This window comes from Shewanella abyssi, assembly GCF_023284025.1.
Lineage (GTDB): Bacteria > Pseudomonadota > Gammaproteobacteria > Enterobacterales > Shewanellaceae > Shewanella > Shewanella abyssi.
Genome location: NZ_JAKIKR010000081.1, coordinates 1 through 14,299, shown reverse-complemented (window position 1 = coordinate 14,299; position 14,299 = coordinate 1). Strand labels below are relative to the sequence as shown.

The 14,299-nt window shown below is 45.5% G+C and carries 28 protein-coding genes; all 28 read left to right on the top strand.

Annotated elements, in window-relative coordinates:
* Positions 1-472 precede the first annotated feature (472 nt).
* The 28 genes from rpsJ (at position 473) to rplQ (ending at position 14,085) form a co-directional block, all read left to right on the top strand.
* The gene (gene rpsJ / locus L2755_RS20935) at positions 473-784 is read left to right on the top strand and encodes a 30S ribosomal protein S10 (RefSeq protein WP_005503530.1); all 312 of its coding nucleotides are present in this window, start codon (positions 473-475) and stop codon (positions 782-784) included.
* 24 nt (positions 785-808) lie between these two features.
* Positions 809-1,447: a 50S ribosomal protein L3 gene (rplC, locus tag L2755_RS20930; protein ID WP_248982586.1), complete on the top strand. Its 639-nt coding sequence runs from the start codon at positions 809-811 to the stop codon at positions 1,445-1,447.
* 17 nt (positions 1,448-1,464) lie between these two features.
* Complete coding sequence (rplD, locus tag L2755_RS20925; RefSeq protein ID WP_101088985.1) at positions 1,465-2,070, top strand: 50S ribosomal protein L4; 606 nt, start codon at positions 1,465-1,467, stop codon at positions 2,068-2,070.
* The gene (rplW, locus tag L2755_RS20920) at positions 2,067-2,369 is read left to right on the top strand and encodes a 50S ribosomal protein L23 (RefSeq protein WP_101088986.1); all 303 of its coding nucleotides are present in this window, start codon (positions 2,067-2,069) and stop codon (positions 2,367-2,369) included. The genes rplD and rplW overlap by 4 nt, the downstream gene beginning before the upstream one ends.
* Before the next feature lie 16 nt (positions 2,370-2,385).
* Entirely contained in the window at positions 2,386-3,213 is an 828-nt protein-coding gene (gene rplB, locus L2755_RS20915) for a 50S ribosomal protein L2 (protein WP_101088987.1), read from the top strand.
* Positions 3,214-3,224: 11 nt separating this feature from the next.
* The gene (rpsS, locus tag L2755_RS20910; RefSeq protein WP_006083596.1) at positions 3,225-3,503 is read left to right on the top strand and encodes a 30S ribosomal protein S19; all 279 of its coding nucleotides are present in this window, start codon (positions 3,225-3,227) and stop codon (positions 3,501-3,503) included.
* A 15-nt stretch (positions 3,504-3,518) separates the two neighbouring features.
* Positions 3,519-3,851 carry a 50S ribosomal protein L22 gene (rplV, locus tag L2755_RS20905; protein WP_101088988.1) on the top strand — a complete coding sequence of 111 codons (333 nt, stop codon included), beginning with the start codon at positions 3,519-3,521 and terminating at the stop codon, positions 3,849-3,851.
* Positions 3,852-3,860: 9 nt separating this feature from the next.
* Positions 3,861-4,550 (top strand): 30S ribosomal protein S3, encoded by a 690-nt coding sequence (rpsC, locus tag L2755_RS20900; protein WP_101088989.1) that lies wholly within the window; start codon positions 3,861-3,863, stop codon positions 4,548-4,550.
* Positions 4,551-4,561: 11 nt separating this feature from the next.
* Positions 4,562-4,972, top strand: a complete 411-nt coding sequence (rplP, locus tag L2755_RS20895; protein ID WP_248982585.1) for a 50S ribosomal protein L16 — start codon at positions 4,562-4,564, stop codon at positions 4,970-4,972.
* A complete protein-coding gene (gene rpmC / locus L2755_RS20890; RefSeq protein WP_012144642.1) occupies positions 4,972-5,163 on the top strand; it encodes a 50S ribosomal protein L29 in 192 nt (63 codons plus the stop codon). Before rplP ends, rpmC begins: the two co-directional genes overlap by 1 nt.
* Entirely contained in the window at positions 5,163-5,411 is a 249-nt protein-coding gene (gene rpsQ / locus L2755_RS20885) for a 30S ribosomal protein S17 (RefSeq protein ID WP_202287030.1), read from the top strand. The genes rpmC and rpsQ overlap by 1 nt, the downstream gene beginning before the upstream one ends.
* Positions 5,412-5,594: 183 nt before the next feature.
* Complete coding sequence (gene rplN, locus L2755_RS20880) at positions 5,595-5,963, top strand: 50S ribosomal protein L14 (RefSeq protein WP_011863976.1); 369 nt, start codon at positions 5,595-5,597, stop codon at positions 5,961-5,963.
* A gap of 11 nt (positions 5,964-5,974) precedes the next feature.
* Positions 5,975-6,289, top strand: coding sequence for a 50S ribosomal protein L24 (rplX, locus tag L2755_RS20875; protein ID WP_202287029.1), 315 nt, complete (start codon positions 5,975-5,977; stop codon positions 6,287-6,289).
* Positions 6,290-6,301: 12 nt separating this feature from the next.
* Positions 6,302-6,841, top strand: a complete 540-nt coding sequence (gene rplE, locus L2755_RS20870; protein ID WP_248982584.1) for a 50S ribosomal protein L5 — start codon at positions 6,302-6,304, stop codon at positions 6,839-6,841.
* A 10-nt stretch (positions 6,842-6,851) separates the two neighbouring features.
* A complete protein-coding gene (gene rpsN / locus L2755_RS20865) occupies positions 6,852-7,157 on the top strand; it encodes a 30S ribosomal protein S14 (RefSeq protein ID WP_202287027.1) in 306 nt (101 codons plus the stop codon).
* Positions 7,158-7,181: 24 nt separating this feature from the next.
* Positions 7,182-7,574: a 30S ribosomal protein S8 gene (gene rpsH / locus L2755_RS20860; RefSeq protein ID WP_101088996.1), complete on the top strand. Its 393-nt coding sequence runs from the start codon at positions 7,182-7,184 to the stop codon at positions 7,572-7,574.
* A 10-nt stretch (positions 7,575-7,584) separates the two neighbouring features.
* Complete coding sequence (gene rplF / locus L2755_RS20855; protein ID WP_248982583.1) at positions 7,585-8,115, top strand: 50S ribosomal protein L6; 531 nt, start codon at positions 7,585-7,587, stop codon at positions 8,113-8,115.
* A 10-nt stretch (positions 8,116-8,125) separates the two neighbouring features.
* A complete protein-coding gene (gene rplR / locus L2755_RS20850) occupies positions 8,126-8,476 on the top strand; it encodes a 50S ribosomal protein L18 (protein ID WP_202287025.1) in 351 nt (116 codons plus the stop codon).
* 13 nt (positions 8,477-8,489) lie between these two features.
* Positions 8,490-8,993 (top strand): 30S ribosomal protein S5, encoded by a 504-nt coding sequence (rpsE, locus tag L2755_RS20845; protein WP_248982582.1) that lies wholly within the window; start codon positions 8,490-8,492, stop codon positions 8,991-8,993.
* A 6-nt stretch (positions 8,994-8,999) separates the two neighbouring features.
* The gene (gene rpmD, locus L2755_RS20840) at positions 9,000-9,182 is read left to right on the top strand and encodes a 50S ribosomal protein L30 (protein ID WP_142873465.1); all 183 of its coding nucleotides are present in this window, start codon (positions 9,000-9,002) and stop codon (positions 9,180-9,182) included.
* A 2-nt stretch (positions 9,183-9,184) separates the two neighbouring features.
* Positions 9,185-9,619: a 50S ribosomal protein L15 gene (gene rplO / locus L2755_RS20835; protein ID WP_248982581.1), complete on the top strand. Its 435-nt coding sequence runs from the start codon at positions 9,185-9,187 to the stop codon at positions 9,617-9,619.
* Between the two features lie 7 nt (positions 9,620-9,626).
* Positions 9,627-10,967, top strand: coding sequence for a preprotein translocase subunit SecY (gene secY / locus L2755_RS20830; protein ID WP_020912155.1), 1,341 nt, complete (start codon positions 9,627-9,629; stop codon positions 10,965-10,967).
* A 23-nt stretch (positions 10,968-10,990) separates the two neighbouring features.
* Positions 10,991-11,104 (top strand): 50S ribosomal protein L36, encoded by a 114-nt coding sequence (gene rpmJ, locus L2755_RS20825; protein ID WP_202287024.1) that lies wholly within the window; start codon positions 10,991-10,993, stop codon positions 11,102-11,104.
* Positions 11,105-11,219: 115 nt separating this feature from the next.
* Positions 11,220-11,576 carry a 30S ribosomal protein S13 gene (gene rpsM, locus L2755_RS20820; protein ID WP_248982580.1) on the top strand — a complete coding sequence of 119 codons (357 nt, stop codon included), beginning with the start codon at positions 11,220-11,222 and terminating at the stop codon, positions 11,574-11,576.
* A 14-nt stretch (positions 11,577-11,590) separates the two neighbouring features.
* A complete protein-coding gene (gene rpsK, locus L2755_RS20815) occupies positions 11,591-11,983 on the top strand; it encodes a 30S ribosomal protein S11 (RefSeq protein WP_248982579.1) in 393 nt (130 codons plus the stop codon).
* A 35-nt stretch (positions 11,984-12,018) separates the two neighbouring features.
* Entirely contained in the window at positions 12,019-12,639 is a 621-nt protein-coding gene (gene rpsD / locus L2755_RS20810; RefSeq protein ID WP_248982578.1) for a 30S ribosomal protein S4, read from the top strand.
* A 24-nt stretch (positions 12,640-12,663) separates the two neighbouring features.
* Positions 12,664-13,653, top strand: a complete 990-nt coding sequence (locus L2755_RS20805) for a DNA-directed RNA polymerase subunit alpha (protein ID WP_248982577.1) — start codon at positions 12,664-12,666, stop codon at positions 13,651-13,653.
* Between the two features lie 39 nt (positions 13,654-13,692).
* The gene (gene rplQ / locus L2755_RS20800; RefSeq protein ID WP_101089005.1) at positions 13,693-14,085 is read left to right on the top strand and encodes a 50S ribosomal protein L17; all 393 of its coding nucleotides are present in this window, start codon (positions 13,693-13,695) and stop codon (positions 14,083-14,085) included.
* Positions 14,086-14,299: the final 214 nt, after the last annotated feature.

The following is a 14,299-nucleotide window of genomic DNA, read 5'->3' as shown; positions in this document are numbered from 1 at the left end:
CGTGAAGGTGGTCGTACTGTTGGTGCTGGTGTTGTAGCTAAGATTATTGCTTAATAGCGACGAGTCTTAACTCAATATCAAAAAAAGGCAGCTTAGGCTGCCTTTTTTATTGTCTGTAATTTGTCGGTTACATGGGTTGGTGGTTTTCATCCGGCGGGGTAGAATATTGCCACGTTGTTGAATAACACCTGTTATGATATCGAGTCAGCAGTTTGCTTGATGCTGCTATTTGGTTGAATAAAGTCTTCTTGGTGTTATTTCAGACAACGGGGTTGATCTGAGCGCTAAAATCAGTATAATACCCCCTCGCCTTAACCATTAGGCGAATTAAATTAGTCTACCCTCGAGGTTGACGTAAAAAAAACAGCGGCTCCGATTGTGAGTCGAACGGTTAAATCATCTCGCTCTGCTTTTCCAATTGGAAGAAGCTAGAGGGTGATTTTTTATGTGTACATTTTAGGAGCTCTGGTCAATGCAGAACCAAAGAATCCGTATCCGCTTAAAAGGATTTGATCATCGTTTGATTGATCAGTCTACTGCGGAAATCGTTGAAACTGCTAAGCGTACAGGCGCACAGGTTCGTGGTCCAATTCCACTACCTACGCGTAAAGAACGTTATACCATTTTGACTTCTCCACACGTTAATAAAGATGCGCGTGATCAGTACGAACTTCGTACTCACAAGCGTCTTGTTGATATCGTTGAGCCGACTGAAAAGACTGTAGACGCACTTATGCGTTTAGATCTTGCAGCGGGTGTTGACGTTCAAATTAGCTTGGGTTAATTGAGCTTAAAAGAGGTTTGAGAGATGGCTATCGGTCTTATCGGTCGTAAAGTAGGTATGACACGTATCTTCAATGAAGATGGCGCGTCGGTACCTGTAACAGTAATTGAAATTGCTGCTAACCGTGTAACCCAAGTGAGAACTTTGGCTACAGACGGTTACCGCGCACTTCAAGTAACTACTGGTACCAAAAAAGCTAATCGCATCACTAAACCAGAAGCAGGTCACTTTGCTAAGGCAGGCGTTGAAGCCGGTCGTGGTTTATGGGAAATGCGTTTGGCAGATGATGAAGGTGAAGGCATTGAAGTTGGTGCTGAGCTTAATGTAAATATTTTTGCTGAAATTGCGAAAGTAGATGTAACTGGTCAATCAAAAGGTAAAGGCTTCCAAGGCGGTATTAAGCGTTGGAACTTCCATGCCCAAGATATGACACATGGTAACTCTTTGGCTCATAGATCTAACGGTTCTATTGGTCAAAACCAGACACCTGGTCGCGTTTTCAAAGGTAAGAAAATGTCAGGCCACATGGGTGCAGAGCGTGTTACTACTCAGAATCTAGACGTTATTCGTGTAGATGTTGAGCGTAACTTGCTACTGGTTAAGGGTGCAGTTCCAGGCGCTACTAATGGCGACCTGATCATCAAACCAGCTGTTAAAGCTTAAGGTCTGAGGAGATAGTAATGGAATTGGTATTGAAAGACGCACAGAGTGCTCTTGAAGTTTCCGAAACTACCTTCGGCCGTGACTTTAATGAAGCACTGGTTCATCAGGTAGTTGTAGCTTACGCTGCAAACGCGCGTCAGGGCACTCGTGCTCAAAAGACTCGCGCAGAAGTAGTTGGCTCTGGCAAGAAGCCATGGCGTCAAAAAGGTACTGGCCGTGCACGTGCTGGTACTGTTAAAGGCCCAATCTGGCGTGGCGGTGGCGTAACATTCGCTGCTAAAGCACAGGATCACAGCCAAAAAGTTAACAAGAAGATGTACCGCGGAGCGCTGAAAAGCATATTCTCTGAATTGGTACGTCAAGACCGTCTTATCGTTGTTGAGTCGTTTAGTGTTGATGCTCCGAAAACTAAAGAGCTGAAAGCTAAACTTGCTGAAATGCAACTTGAAGACGTGTTGATTGTTACTCCAGAAGTTGACGAGAACTTGTTCTTAGCTGCTCGTAACTTGTACAAAGTTGATGTTCGTGATGTTGCTGGTATTGATCCAGTTAGCCTTATCGCATTCAACAAAGTACTCGTAACTGCTGAAGCTATTAAGCAAATCGAGGAGATGCTGGGATGATAAGCGAAGAACGTTTGTTAAAAGTTATTCTTGCTCCACATGTTTCTGAAAAGAGCACTGTGAACGCTGAGAAAACCAATACAGTTGTTTTCCGTGTAGCTATCGATGCAACTAAAGCTGAAGTTAAAGCTGCAGTAGCACAGCTATTCGAAGTTGAAGTCGATTCAGTTCGCACTTTGGTTAACAAAGGTAAAACTAAGCGTCACGGTGCCCGTACAGGCCGTCGTAGCGATTGGAAAAAAGCCTATGTTACTCTAGCTGAAGGTGCTGACATCGATTTCGTCGGCGGCGCTGAATAAGCAAAGGAGAATTATCGTGGCAGTTATTAAGTGTAAGCCAACCTCTCCAGGTCGTCGCCACCTAGTTAAAGTGGTGAACAACGATCTGCATAAAGGTAAACCTTTTGCAGGCCTGTTGGCGAAGAAATCAAAAAGTGGTGGCCGTAACAATACTGGTCGTATCACTGTCCGCCACATTGGTGGTGGTCATAAGCAACATTATCGTCTAATCGACTTTAAGCGTAATAAAGACAGTATCCCTGCGAAGGTTGAACGTTTGGAATATGATCCAAACCGTACAGCTAACATCGCTTTGGTACTTTACGCTGACGGTGAGCGTCGTTACATCATTGCCGCTAAAGGCATGAAAGCTGGAGATGCAATCCAGTCTGGTATCGATGCAGAGATCAAGAGCGGTAATGCATTGCCTCTACGTAATATCCCTGTGGGTAGCGTAGTGCACGCAGTCGAAATGAAGCCTGGTAAAGGTGCTCAGATCGCTCGTTCTGCAGGTGCTTATGTACAAGTTATTGCTCGTGATGGCGCATACGCCACTCTACGTCTTCGCTCTGGCGAAATGCGTAAAGTGCCGGTTGATTGCCGCGCGACATTGGGTGAAGTTGGTAACGCCGAGCATATGCTACGCCAGTTAGGTAAAGCAGGTGCTAAACGCTGGAGAGGCGTACGCCCGACAGTTCGTGGTGTTGCAATGAACCCAGTTGATCACCCACATGGTGGTGGTGAAGGCCGTACATCTGGTGGCCGTCACCCTGTTTCACCTTGGGGTATGCCTACTAAGGGTTATAAAACTCGTAGTAACAAACGCACCGACAAGTACATTGTACGTCGTCGCAATAAAAAGTAAGAGGATTCGCCATGCCACGTTCTCTCAAGAAAGGTCCATTCATTGACCTACACTTGCTGAAGAAGGTAGAGAAAGCGATGGAAGCTGGAGACAAGAAGCCTATTAAGACTTGGTCTCGCCGCTCTATGATCATCCCTAATATGATTGGGTTGACCATCGCTGTCCATAATGGTCGTCAGCACGTACCTGTGTTCGTAACTGACGAAATGATCGGCCACAAGCTTGGTGAGTTTTCACCAACACGCACTTATCGCGGCCATGCTGCAGATAAGAAAGCGAAGAAGCGTTAATACGGGAGGAATAAGATGGAAGTTTTAGCTATACATCGTTTTGCCCGTACGTCGCCTCAAAAGTGTCGTTTGGTTGCAGATCAAATCCGTGGACTGCCTGTTGCAAAGGCTCTCGAAATTCTAACTTTCAGCCCTAAGAAAGCTGCCGTACTTGTTAAAAAAGTACTGGACTCTGCTATCGCTAATGCTGAGCACAATGAAGGTGCTGACATTGACGAATTAAGAGTTGGAAAGATTATGATCGATGAAGGTCCAACTATGAAGCGTATCATGCCACGTGCCAAAGGCCGTGCTGATCGCATAATCAAGCGTACCAGCCACATTACTGTGGTTGTATCAGATCGCTAGGAGTTAGCAATGGGACAGAAAGTACATCCTAATGGTATCCGTCTGGGTATCACTAAGCCTTGGATCTCGACATGGTACGCTGACAAGTCAGACTATGCCAATAACTTGAATAGTGACTGGGAAGTGCGTAAGTTTCTTGAAAAGAAGCTTAAGCAAGCATCAGTTTCTAAAATTGTTATCGAGCGTCCAGCTAAAAGTGTTCGTGTTACTATCCACACAGCCCGTCCAGGCGTTGTGATTGGTAAGAAAGGCGAAGACGTAGAAAAGCTACGCAATGCAGTTGCTAAATTGACTGGTATTCCAGCTCAAATTAACATCGCTGAGATCCGTAAGCCTGAGCTAGATGCTAAGCTTGTTGCCGATGGCATCGCTTCGCAGTTAGAGCGTCGTGTTATGTTCCGTCGTGCTATGAAGCGCGCAGTTCAAAACGCAATGCGTCTTGGCGCGAAAGGTATCAAAGTTCAAGTTAGCGGCCGTCTAGGCGGCGCTGAGATTGCGCGTTCGGAATGGTATCGTGAAGGTCGCGTACCTTTGCATACTCTTCGTGCTGATATCGACTATTCTACTTCTGAGAGTCACACTCAATACGGTGTGATTGGCGTTAAAGTTTGGGTCTTCAAAGGTGAAGTTCTAGACGGTATCGTTCCTCAGCATGAAGAGCCGAAACAGCAGCCGAAGCGTAAGCCTCGCGGTAAATAGGAGAGCTGGCAATGCTGCAACCAAAAAGAACAAAGTTTCGCAAAATGTTCAAAGGCCGTAACCGCGGTCTAGCGAACGGCACTGAAGTTAGCTTCGGTGAATTCGGTTTGAAAGCTGTTGGACGTGGTCGTCTAACTGCTCGTCAAATTGAAGCTGCGCGTCGTGCTATGACACGTCACATTAAACGTCAAGGTCAAATCTGGATCCGCGTTTTCCCTGATAAGCCAATTACCTCTAAGCCTCTTGAAGTGCGTATGGGTAAAGGTAAGGGTAACGTTGAATACTGGGTTTGCCAGATTCAACCAGGTAAGGTTCTTTACGAGATGAATGGTGTATCAGAGGAGTTAGCTCGTGAAGCTTTCGCTCTTGCTGCTGCCAAGTTACCTCTGAAGACTACCTTCGTAACTAAGACGGTGATGTAATGAAAGCGAGCGAACTAACAGAAAAGAGCGTTGAAGAATTGAACGCTGAACTGCTTGGTCTGCTGCGTGAGCAGTTTAATCTGCGTATGCAACACGCCACTGGTCAGTTGACTCAGACTCATCAGCTTAAAATCGTGCGTCGCAACATTGCGCGCGTTAAGACCATTATTACTTCTAAGGCGGGTGCATAATGTCTGATAATATCCGTACTTTGCAGGGTCGAGTACTTAGTAACAAGATGGACAAGTCTATCACTGTTGCTATTGAGCGTAAGGTTAAACATCCTTTATACGGGAAGTTCCTTAAGCGTACTACTAAGATCCATGCACATGACGAACAAAATCAGTGTAATGCTGGCGATGTCGTGACTATTCGCGAATGCCGTCCGCTGTCTAAGACTAAGTCTTGGACGCTGGTTGAAGTAGTAACAAAAGCCTAAGTTTATTAGGCATTTAGTTAAACGGCTCCAGTTGTTGGAGCCGTTTGTATTTTTAGTACTATCTATTCCTATTATTGGGTGTTACACTTGCGCGCCATTTTTGACTAAATTAAAGTCGAAAATCGGGCAAAAAATATACCCCCTTTTGTGGGATTGTGAAGTAACGATAGCGGAGCACTTAAAATGATCCAAATGCAATCGACTCTAGAAGTCGCCTGTAACAGTGGCGCTCGAAGAGTTCAGTGTATTAAGGTCTTGGGTGGCTCTCATCGTCGTTATGCCGGAATCGGCGACGTCATCAAGGTTTCTGTAAAGGAAGCTATTCCTCGCGGTAAAGCGAAGAAAGGTGATGTATATAACGCGGTGGTAGTCCGTACTAAGAAAGGCGTACGTCGTCCAGACGGTTCTGTCATTCGCTTCGATCGGAACGCAGCGGTTTTGCTTAACGCAAACCTTGCACCGATTGGTACTCGTATCTTTGGACCAGTGACACGTGAATTGCGTACAGAGCAATTTATGAAAATTGTCTCGCTGGCACCAGAAGTACTGTAAGGAGCTTCAAAATGGCAGCAAAAATACGTCGTCAAGACGAAGTAATTGTACTAGCAGGTAAAGATCAGGGAAAACGCGGTAAGGTTTCTCAGGTTCTTACTACTGGTAAATTAATTGTAGAAGGTCTTAACCTTGTCAAGAAACACCAAAAGCCAAACCCACAATTGGGCGTAGCTGGCGGTATTGTTGAGCAAGAAGCACCGATACAAGCATCAAACGTAGCGATTTTTAACTCTGCCACTGGCAAAGCTGATCGCGTTGGTTTCCGATTTGAAGACGGCAAAAAAGTCCGTTTCTTTAAGTCGAACAGTGAACTCGTTAAGTAATTGGAGTAAACGATGGCGAAACTGCATGATAAATATAAAGAGACTGTTAGTCCTGAACTTGTAACCAAGTTTGGTTTTACCAGTGTCATGCAAGTCCCTCGGATTGAAAAAATCACCCTTAATATGGGTGTAGGCGAAGCTGTAGCAGATAAGAAAGTTATGGAGCATGCGCTTCGTGACATGACTGCTATCGCTGGTCAGAAGCCAGTAGTGACTGTAGCTCGTAAATCAGTTGCTGGTTTTAAAATCCGTGAAGGCTACCCAATAGGCTGTAAGGTTACACTGCGCGGTGAGCGTATGTGGGAATTCTTAGAGCGTTTAGTTGATATCGCAATCCCGCGTATTCGTGACTTCCGTGGTATGAGTGTTAAATCATTCGACGGTCGTGGTAACTACGCAATGGGTGTACGTGAGCAAATCATCTTCCCAGAGATCGAATACGATAAAATCGATAAGATCCGCGGCATGGATATTGTAATCACTACTTCTGCGAAGAATGACGAAGAAGGCCGAGCTTTGCTCGAAGGCTTTAACTTCCCATTCAAGAAATAAGGGTAGCGTAATGGCAAAAAGTTCAATGAAAGCACGTGAAGCAAAACGTGCCAAGCTCGTAGCTAAGTTCGCTGAAAAGCGTCTAGCTCTTAAAGCTATCATTAGCAGCTCAACTAGTTCTGATGAAGAACGTTGGGATGCCGTACTTAAGTTACAAGCTCTTCCACGTGACTCTAGCGCAGCGCGTCAGCGCAATCGCTGTAGTCAAACTGGTCGCCCACATGGTTTCCTACGTAAATTCGGCCTTAGCCGTATTAAATTACGTGAAGCAACTATGCGCGGTGAAGTTCCTGGCCTACGAAAAGCCAGCTGGTAAGCACTTGTCACGGAGTAAGCTAATATGAGCATGCAAGATCCTATTGCGGATATGTTAACACGTATTCGTAACGGCCAAGCTGCTAAACACGTATCTGTGAAGATGCCTTCTGCTAAGCTAAAAATCGCTATTGCGAAAATGCTAAAAGAAGAAGGTTATATCACTGACTACGCCGTAGCAGATGAAGCCAAGCCTGAATTGGAAATTACACTTAAGTATTTCCAAGGTCAGCCAGTCGTTGAGACTATCCAGCGCGTTAGCCGTCCTGGTCTTCGTATTTACAAAAGTAAAAACGAACTTCCAAAGGTTATGGGCGGACTGGGTGTCGCTATCGTGTCCACTTCTAAAGGTTTGATGACTGATCGTACTGCCCGCCAAAATGGCATGGGCGGTGAAGTTATCTGCTACGTAGCATAAGGAGCTAGCAATGTCTCGTGTCGCAAAAGCACCAGTCGCTATTCCTGCAGGCGTAGAAGTGACTTTAAACGAACAAACTATCACCGTAAAAGGTACTAAAGGTAGTTTGACTCGAGTAATAAACGCTGAAGTTTCTATTGTTGTTGAAGACAATGAAATCAAGTGTAGCCCAATTGAAGGCGTGAAAACCGCCGCTCAAGCGGGTACAGCTCGAGCTTTAATCAACAATATGGTTGTTGGTGTAACAGCTGGTTTTGAAAAGAAACTTCAGTTAATTGGTGTCGGTTACCGTGCGAAAATCGCTGGTAAAGGTATTGATCTAACGTTAGGTTTCTCTCACCCACTAGTACACGAACTTCCTGACGGCGTAACAGCAGAATGTCCTAGCCAAACTGAAATCGTACTTAAGGGTACTGATAAGCAGTTAATTGGTCAGGTTGCTGCTGAGATTCGCGGCTACCGTCCACCAGAGCCTTATAAGGGCAAAGGTGTTCGTTATGCTGATGAACAAGTACGCCGTAAAGAGGCTAAGAAGAAGTAGGTAACGCGATATGGATAAGAAAACATCTCGCTTACGCCGCGCACTACGCGCCCGTAAGAAGATCCAAGAGCTGGGCGTTAATCGTCTGGTTGTACATCGTACACCACGTCACACTTACGCTCAGGTCATTAGTCCTGAAAACGTAGTGTTGGCGGCAGCTTCTACTGCTGAAAAAGCGGTATCAGAGCAGCTAAAGTACACAGGTAACGTAGATGCAGCTAAAGTAGTGGGTAAAACCGTTGCTGAACGCGCTATCGAAAAAGGCGTAGCTGTAGTTGCATTCGATCGTTCCGGCTTCAAGTATCACGGACGCGTTGCTGCATTAGCAGACGCCGCTCGTGAAGCTGGCCTCAAGTTCTAAGGAATGATGAAAAATGGCTAAATTTGAAGCTCAACAAAAAGACGATCTGCAAGAGAAGTTAGTTGCAGTTAATCGTGTTTCTAAAGTAGTTAAAGGCGGACGTATCTTTAGCTTCACTGCACTAACTGTAGTCGGTGATGGTAATGGTAAAGTTGGCTTTGGCTATGGTAAAGCGCGTGAAGTACCAGCAGCAATTCAGAAAGCGATGGAAAAGGCTCGACGCAACATCGTATCTGTTGAATTGAACAACGGTACTTTACACCACCCTGTAAAGGGTCGTCATACTGGTTCTCGTGTTTACATGCAGCCAGCCTCTGACGGTACCGGTATTATTGCCGGTGGCGCAATGCGTGCCGTATTGGAAGTCGCAGGCGTTCATAACGTTCTGTCTAAAGCATACGGTTCTACTAACCCGATTAACATCGTTCGCGCAACTGTAGATGCGTTGGTGCACATGAAGTCACCAGCACAAATTGCAGCTAAGCGTGGCCTGAATGTTAAAGAAATTCGAGGTTAATGCACCATGGCTAAGAAAACTTTTAAAGTAACTCAGACTAAAAGTTCAATCGGTCGCTTACCAAAGCATCGTGCAACTTTACTCGGTCTAGGTCTGCGCCGAATTAACCACACTGTTGAAGTTGAAGATACTCCTTCTACTCGCGGTATGGTTAACAAGGTTTACTACATGGTTAAGGTGGAGGATTAATAATGCGTTTAAATACTCTATCTCCAGCAGCTGGTGCTAAAACAGCAGCTAAACGTGTAGGTCGCGGTATCGGTTCTGGGACTGGTAAAACTTGTGGCCGTGGTCACAAGGGACAGAAGTCTCGTTCTGGTGGCGGCGTTCGCATCGGTTTCGAAGGTGGTCAAATGCCACTTAAGATCCGTCTGCCTAAGTTTGGTTTTACCTCGCGTAAAGCGTTGGTATCAGCAGAAGTTCGCATTAGCGAACTTGCTAAAGTTAACGGTGATGTTGTCGACTTGAATGCACTGAAAGATGCGAATCTTGTTACTCGCAACATACAGTTTGCTAAAATCGTTCTTTCAGGTACCATTGAACGCCCTGTGACCGTTAAAGGTCTAAAGGTAACCAAAGGTGCACGTGCAGCTATTGAAGCTGCCGGTGGCAAGATCGAGGAATAATACGTCGATGGCAAAACCAGGACTTGATTTAAAAAGCGCGAAGGGCGGTTTGTCTGAACTGAAAACCCGTCTGTTGTTCGTGATTGGTGCAATTATCGTCTTTAGAGCCGGTTCGTTTGTACCAATTCCTGGTATTGACGCTGCTGTACTAGCAGAGCTGTTTAATCAGCAAAAGGGTACCATCTTGGGCATGTTTAACATGTTCTCTGGTGGCGCCCTTGAACGTGCCTCTATTTTTGCATTAGGTATCATGCCGTATATTTCGGCATCGATCATTATGCAGTTATTGACAGTCGTTCATCCTGCTCTCGCTGAATTGAAAAAGGAAGGCGAGTCAGGACGAAAGAAGATCAGTCAATATACTAGATACGGCACGTTGGTCCTGGGTACATTCCAGGCAATCGGTATCGCAACAGGTCTTCCGAACTTAGTTCCAGGTTTAGTAGTAAACCTAGGATTCGGATTCTACTTTGTAGCGGTTGTGAGTTTAGTCACTGGAACAATGTTCCTAATGTGGTTAGGTGAGCAAATTACCGAAAGAGGCATTGGTAATGGTATCTCGATATTAATTTTCGCAGGTATTGTTGCAGGTCTACCATCTGCTATCGGCCAAACGGCTGAGCAAGCGCGTCAAGGCGACATAAGTGTACTAGTATTGTTGTTGCTGGCAGTAATCGTTTTTGCTGTCACATATTTCGTGGTATTTGTAGAGCGTGGGCAACGTCGTATCGTTGTCAACTATGCTAAGCGTCAGCAGGGCCGAAAGGTTTTTGCAGCGCAAAGCACGCATCTGCCGCTTAAGATAAATATGGCTGGTGTTATACCGCCTATTTTTGCGTCCAGCATAATTTTGTTTCCAGGCACACTGGCTCAGTGGTTTGGTCAAAATGAGTCCATGTCATGGTTAAGTGATTTTTCACTTGCTGTGTCACCGGGACAACCGCTGTACTCATTGTTATATGCAACAGCGATTATCTTTTTCTGTTTCTTCTATACTGCGTTGGTATTTAACCCTCGCGAAACAGCAGATAACTTGAAAAAGAGTGGTGCGTTTATTCCAGGGATTCGTCCTGGAGAACAGACTTCGCGTTACATAGATAAAGTAATGACCCGCCTCACATTAGCTGGTGCGTTGTATATTACGTTTATCTGCTTAATTCCGGAGTTCATGTTAATTGCGTGGCAAGTACAGTTCTATTTTGGCGGTACTTCACTACTAATTATGGTAGTCGTAATCATGGACTTCATGGCTCAAGTTCAGACCCATATGATGTCTCATCAGTATGAGTCTGTAATGAAGAAAGCTAACTTAGTAAACAAAGCGAATTTAGATCGCTTTGGTCGCTAAGCTAGTAATCTCGGAGTATTGAAATGAAAGTTCGAGCTTCCGTGAAGAAGATCTGCCGTAATTGCAAGATCGTAAAGCGTAATGGCGTTGTTCGCGTACTTTGTGTTGAACCTAAACACAAACAGCGTCAAGGCTAAAAGAAAGATTTGACCAGCCCAGTCGGGGCTGGTCAAAATATTATTTGCTAAATTGTCGTCTGTCGAGTATCCTACCGGGCTTTTCACAGATGACCTTTAACTTGAGGAGTGCATAGTGGCCCGTATCGCTGGCATTAACATTCCTGATCAAAAGCACACAGTCATTGCATTGACTGCTATTTTTGGTATTGGCTGTACTCGCGCACGAGCAATCTGCGCGGCTACTTCTATTGCTGAAGATGCTAAGATCAAGGAATTGAGCGAAGCTCAAATTGATATACTACGTGAAGCAGTTGCCGAATACACAGTAGAAGGTGATTTGCGTCGTGAAGTTTCTATGAACATCAAGCGTCTTATGGACCTTGGTTGTTACCGTGGAATACGTCACCGTCGTAGCCTGCCCCTTCGTGGGCAACGTACTAAGACCAATGCGCGTACGCGTAAAGGTCCACGTAAACCAATCAGAAAGTAACGGGGTAATCCAATATGGCTAAAAGTCCGTCACGTTCTCCGCGTAAGCGTGTACGTAAACAGGTTGCTGATGGTATGGCGCATATCCATGCGTCTTTCAACAACACTATTATTACCATTACAGATCGTCAAGGTAACGCACTATCTTGGGCAACTTCTGGTGGTTCAGGTTTCCGTGGTTCACGTAAATCTACCCCATTTGCTGCACAGGTTGCTGCTGAGCGTGCAGGTACTGCTGCTCAGGATTACGGTGTTAAGAATCTTGAAGTTTTTGTGAAGGGTCCAGGTCCAGGGCGCGAATCAGCGATTCGTGCACTAAATTCGGTTGGGTATAAAATTACCAACATTACCGATGTGACGCCTATCCCTCATAATGGTTGTCGTCCTCCTAAGAAACGTCGCGTTTAATTCGTCGTTTTTAATAGGATAGTTGGAGAAAGAACATGGCAAGATACTTGGGTCCAAAGCTCAAGCTCAGCCGCAGAGAAGGTACAGACCTTTTCCTAAAAAGCGGCGTGAGAGCAATCGATTCGAAGTGTAAGCTTGATACTGCACCTGGACAACACGGCGCTCGTAAGACCCGTCTGTCTGAGTATGGCGTACAGCTACGCGAGAAACAAAAAGTTCGTCGTATTTATGGTGTGCTAGAAAAGCAATTCCGTAACTACTACAAAGATGCTGCACGTTCTAAAGGTAACACTGGTGAAAACCTACTTACTCTTTTAGAAACCCGTCTTGATAACGTAGTTTATCGTATGGGCTTTGGTGCAACACGCGCTGAATCACGTCAGCTAATTAGTCATAAGTCAATTATGGTTAATGGTAGCGTCGTTAACATTCCATCATTCAAAGTGTCTGCGAATGATGTAGTGAGCGTTCGCGAGAAGTCACGTACTCAAGCTCGTATTAAAGCGGCTTTAGAAGTGTCGGCTCAACGCGAAAAGCCAACATGGGTTGAAGTTGACAGCACTAAGATGGAAGGTGCTTTTAAGCGTCTACCTGAGCGTAGTGATTTGTCTGCGGAAATTAACGAACAGCTGATCGTCGAACTTTACTCTAAGTAAAGTTAAAACAAAAGAGAGGACACAATGCAGGGTTCTGTTACAGAATTTCTTAAACCGCGTCTCGTAGATATCGAGCAGGTTAATCCAACACGTGCCAAGGTTACACTGGAGCCGCTAGAGCGTGGTTTTGGTCACACTTTAGGTAACGCGTTGCGTCGTATCCTATTGTCGTCTATGCCAGGCTGCGCGGTTACCGAAGTAGAGATCGATGGTGTACTGCATGAATACAGTAGCAAGGAAGGCGTGCAAGAAGATGTCCTTGAGATATTGCTTAACCTTAAAGGTTTAGCCGTTGTTATCGAAGGGAAAGACGAAGCTATGCTTACGCTTAGTAAGTCAGGCGCAGGCCCTGTTACTGCAGCAGATATCACGCATGATGGTGATGTTACTATCATGAATCCTGACCATGTTATCTGTCATTTGACAGGTAATAATGACGTCAGCATGCGTATCCGCGTAGAGCGTGGTCGTGGTTATGTACCGGCTTCTGCCCGTGCACAAACTGAAGACGATGATCGCCCTATCGGCCGTTTGTTGGTTGATTCTTCGTTCTCACCTGTTGCTCGCATTGCTTATAATGTTGAAGCGGCACGTGTTGAACAGCGTACAGACTTAGATAAACTCGTTATCGATATGACCACAAACGGTACTATTGATCCCGAGGAAGCTATCCGTCGTTCTGCAACAATTTTAGCTGAACAGCTAGATGCGTTCGTTGAGTTACGTGACGTGACTGAGGCTGCACCAGTAGAAGAGAAACCGGAGTTCGATCCGATTCTGCTGCGTCCTGTCGACGATTTAGAGCTAACTGTACGTTCAGCCAACTGTTTGAAGGCTGAAGCGATTCATTACATCGGCGATCTGGTACAACGCACTGAAGTTGAGTTGTTGAAAACACCTAACTTGGGTAAGAAATCTCTTACCGAAATTAAGGATGTTCTTGCATCTCGCGGACTGTCGTTAGGTATGCGTCTCGAAAACTGGCCTCCAGCTAGTTTAGCAGACGACCTTTAAGTCCAGATTAGTACAGATATAGGTAATAAGGATTAGGTCATGCGCCATCGTAAGAGTGGTCGTCAACTAAACCGTAACAGTAGTCATCGTAAAGCTATGTTTCGTAACATGGCATGCTCAATAGTTCGTCACGAAGTGATCAGAACTACTGTAGCTAAAGCGAAAGAACTGCGTCGCGTAGTTGAACCTCTGATAACACTCGCTAAGAGTGATAGTGTTGCAAACCGCCGTTTGGCATTTGCACGTACTCGCGACGCTGAAGTCGTGGGTAAATTATTTACAGAATTGGGTCCACGCTTCCAGGAACGTCCTGGTGGTTACACTCGTATTCTTAAGTGCGGTTTACGTACTGGTGATAAAGCGCCTATGGCGTATATTGAACTAGTAGGTCGTCCTGAAGCAGCTGAAGCTGTTGAAGACACTGCAGAGTAAATAAGTCTTAGTTATAAAAGGTCGAACAATATGTTCGGCCTTTTTTATGTCTGATGCATTAATGACTTGACTCGTTTAGCTGTTTATTTTTATCTGAACAGCCACAGCCACAGCCACAGCCACAGCCACAGCCACAGCCACAGCCACAGCCACAGCCACAGCCACAGCCACAGCCACAGCCACAGCCACAGCCACAGCCACAGCCACAGCCACA

Excerpts from the sequence above, each read along its gene's own strand:
- rpsK (WP_248982579.1), top strand. The coding sequence starts at position 11,591 with ATGGCTAAAAGTCCGTCACGTTCTCCGCGTAAGCGTGTACGTAAACAG.
- rpmJ (WP_202287024.1), top strand. The coding sequence starts at position 10,991 with ATGAAAGTTCGAGCTTCCGTGAAGAAGATCTGCCGTAATTGCAAGATC.
- rplV (WP_101088988.1), top strand. The coding sequence starts at position 3,519 with ATGGAAGTTTTAGCTATACATCGTTTTGCCCGTACGTCGCCTCAAAAG.
- rplF (WP_248982583.1), top strand. The coding sequence starts at position 7,585 with ATGTCTCGTGTCGCAAAAGCACCAGTCGCTATTCCTGCAGGCGTAGAA.
- rplD (WP_101088985.1), top strand. The coding sequence starts at position 1,465 with ATGGAATTGGTATTGAAAGACGCACAGAGTGCTCTTGAAGTTTCCGAA.
- rplQ (WP_101089005.1), top strand. The coding sequence starts at position 13,693 with ATGCGCCATCGTAAGAGTGGTCGTCAACTAAACCGTAACAGTAGTCAT.
- rpsJ (WP_005503530.1), top strand. The coding sequence starts at position 473 with ATGCAGAACCAAAGAATCCGTATCCGCTTAAAAGGATTTGATCATCGT.
- secY (WP_020912155.1), top strand. The coding sequence starts at position 9,627 with ATGGCAAAACCAGGACTTGATTTAAAAAGCGCGAAGGGCGGTTTGTCT.
- rpsN (WP_202287027.1), top strand. The coding sequence starts at position 6,852 with ATGGCAAAAAGTTCAATGAAAGCACGTGAAGCAAAACGTGCCAAGCTC.
- rpsC (WP_101088989.1), top strand. The coding sequence starts at position 3,861 with ATGGGACAGAAAGTACATCCTAATGGTATCCGTCTGGGTATCACTAAG.
- rpmD (WP_142873465.1), top strand. The coding sequence starts at position 9,000 with ATGGCTAAGAAAACTTTTAAAGTAACTCAGACTAAAAGTTCAATCGGT.
- rpsE (WP_248982582.1), top strand. The coding sequence starts at position 8,490 with ATGGCTAAATTTGAAGCTCAACAAAAAGACGATCTGCAAGAGAAGTTA.
- rplE (WP_248982584.1), top strand. The coding sequence starts at position 6,302 with ATGGCGAAACTGCATGATAAATATAAAGAGACTGTTAGTCCTGAACTT.
- rplR (WP_202287025.1), top strand. The coding sequence starts at position 8,126 with ATGGATAAGAAAACATCTCGCTTACGCCGCGCACTACGCGCCCGTAAG.
- rpsH (WP_101088996.1), top strand. The coding sequence starts at position 7,182 with ATGAGCATGCAAGATCCTATTGCGGATATGTTAACACGTATTCGTAAC.
- rpsD (WP_248982578.1), top strand. The coding sequence starts at position 12,019 with ATGGCAAGATACTTGGGTCCAAAGCTCAAGCTCAGCCGCAGAGAAGGT.
- rpsQ (WP_202287030.1), top strand. The coding sequence starts at position 5,163 with ATGTCTGATAATATCCGTACTTTGCAGGGTCGAGTACTTAGTAACAAG.
- rplW (WP_101088986.1), top strand. The coding sequence starts at position 2,067 with ATGATAAGCGAAGAACGTTTGTTAAAAGTTATTCTTGCTCCACATGTT.
- rplC (WP_248982586.1), top strand. The coding sequence starts at position 809 with ATGGCTATCGGTCTTATCGGTCGTAAAGTAGGTATGACACGTATCTTC.
- L2755_RS20805 (WP_248982577.1), top strand. The coding sequence starts at position 12,664 with ATGCAGGGTTCTGTTACAGAATTTCTTAAACCGCGTCTCGTAGATATC.
- rpsS (WP_006083596.1), top strand. The coding sequence starts at position 3,225 with ATGCCACGTTCTCTCAAGAAAGGTCCATTCATTGACCTACACTTGCTG.
- rpmC (WP_012144642.1), top strand. The coding sequence starts at position 4,972 with ATGAAAGCGAGCGAACTAACAGAAAAGAGCGTTGAAGAATTGAACGCT.
- rplO (WP_248982581.1), top strand. The coding sequence starts at position 9,185 with ATGCGTTTAAATACTCTATCTCCAGCAGCTGGTGCTAAAACAGCAGCT.
- rplN (WP_011863976.1), top strand. The coding sequence starts at position 5,595 with ATGATCCAAATGCAATCGACTCTAGAAGTCGCCTGTAACAGTGGCGCT.
- rplP (WP_248982585.1), top strand. The coding sequence starts at position 4,562 with ATGCTGCAACCAAAAAGAACAAAGTTTCGCAAAATGTTCAAAGGCCGT.
- rplX (WP_202287029.1), top strand. The coding sequence starts at position 5,975 with ATGGCAGCAAAAATACGTCGTCAAGACGAAGTAATTGTACTAGCAGGT.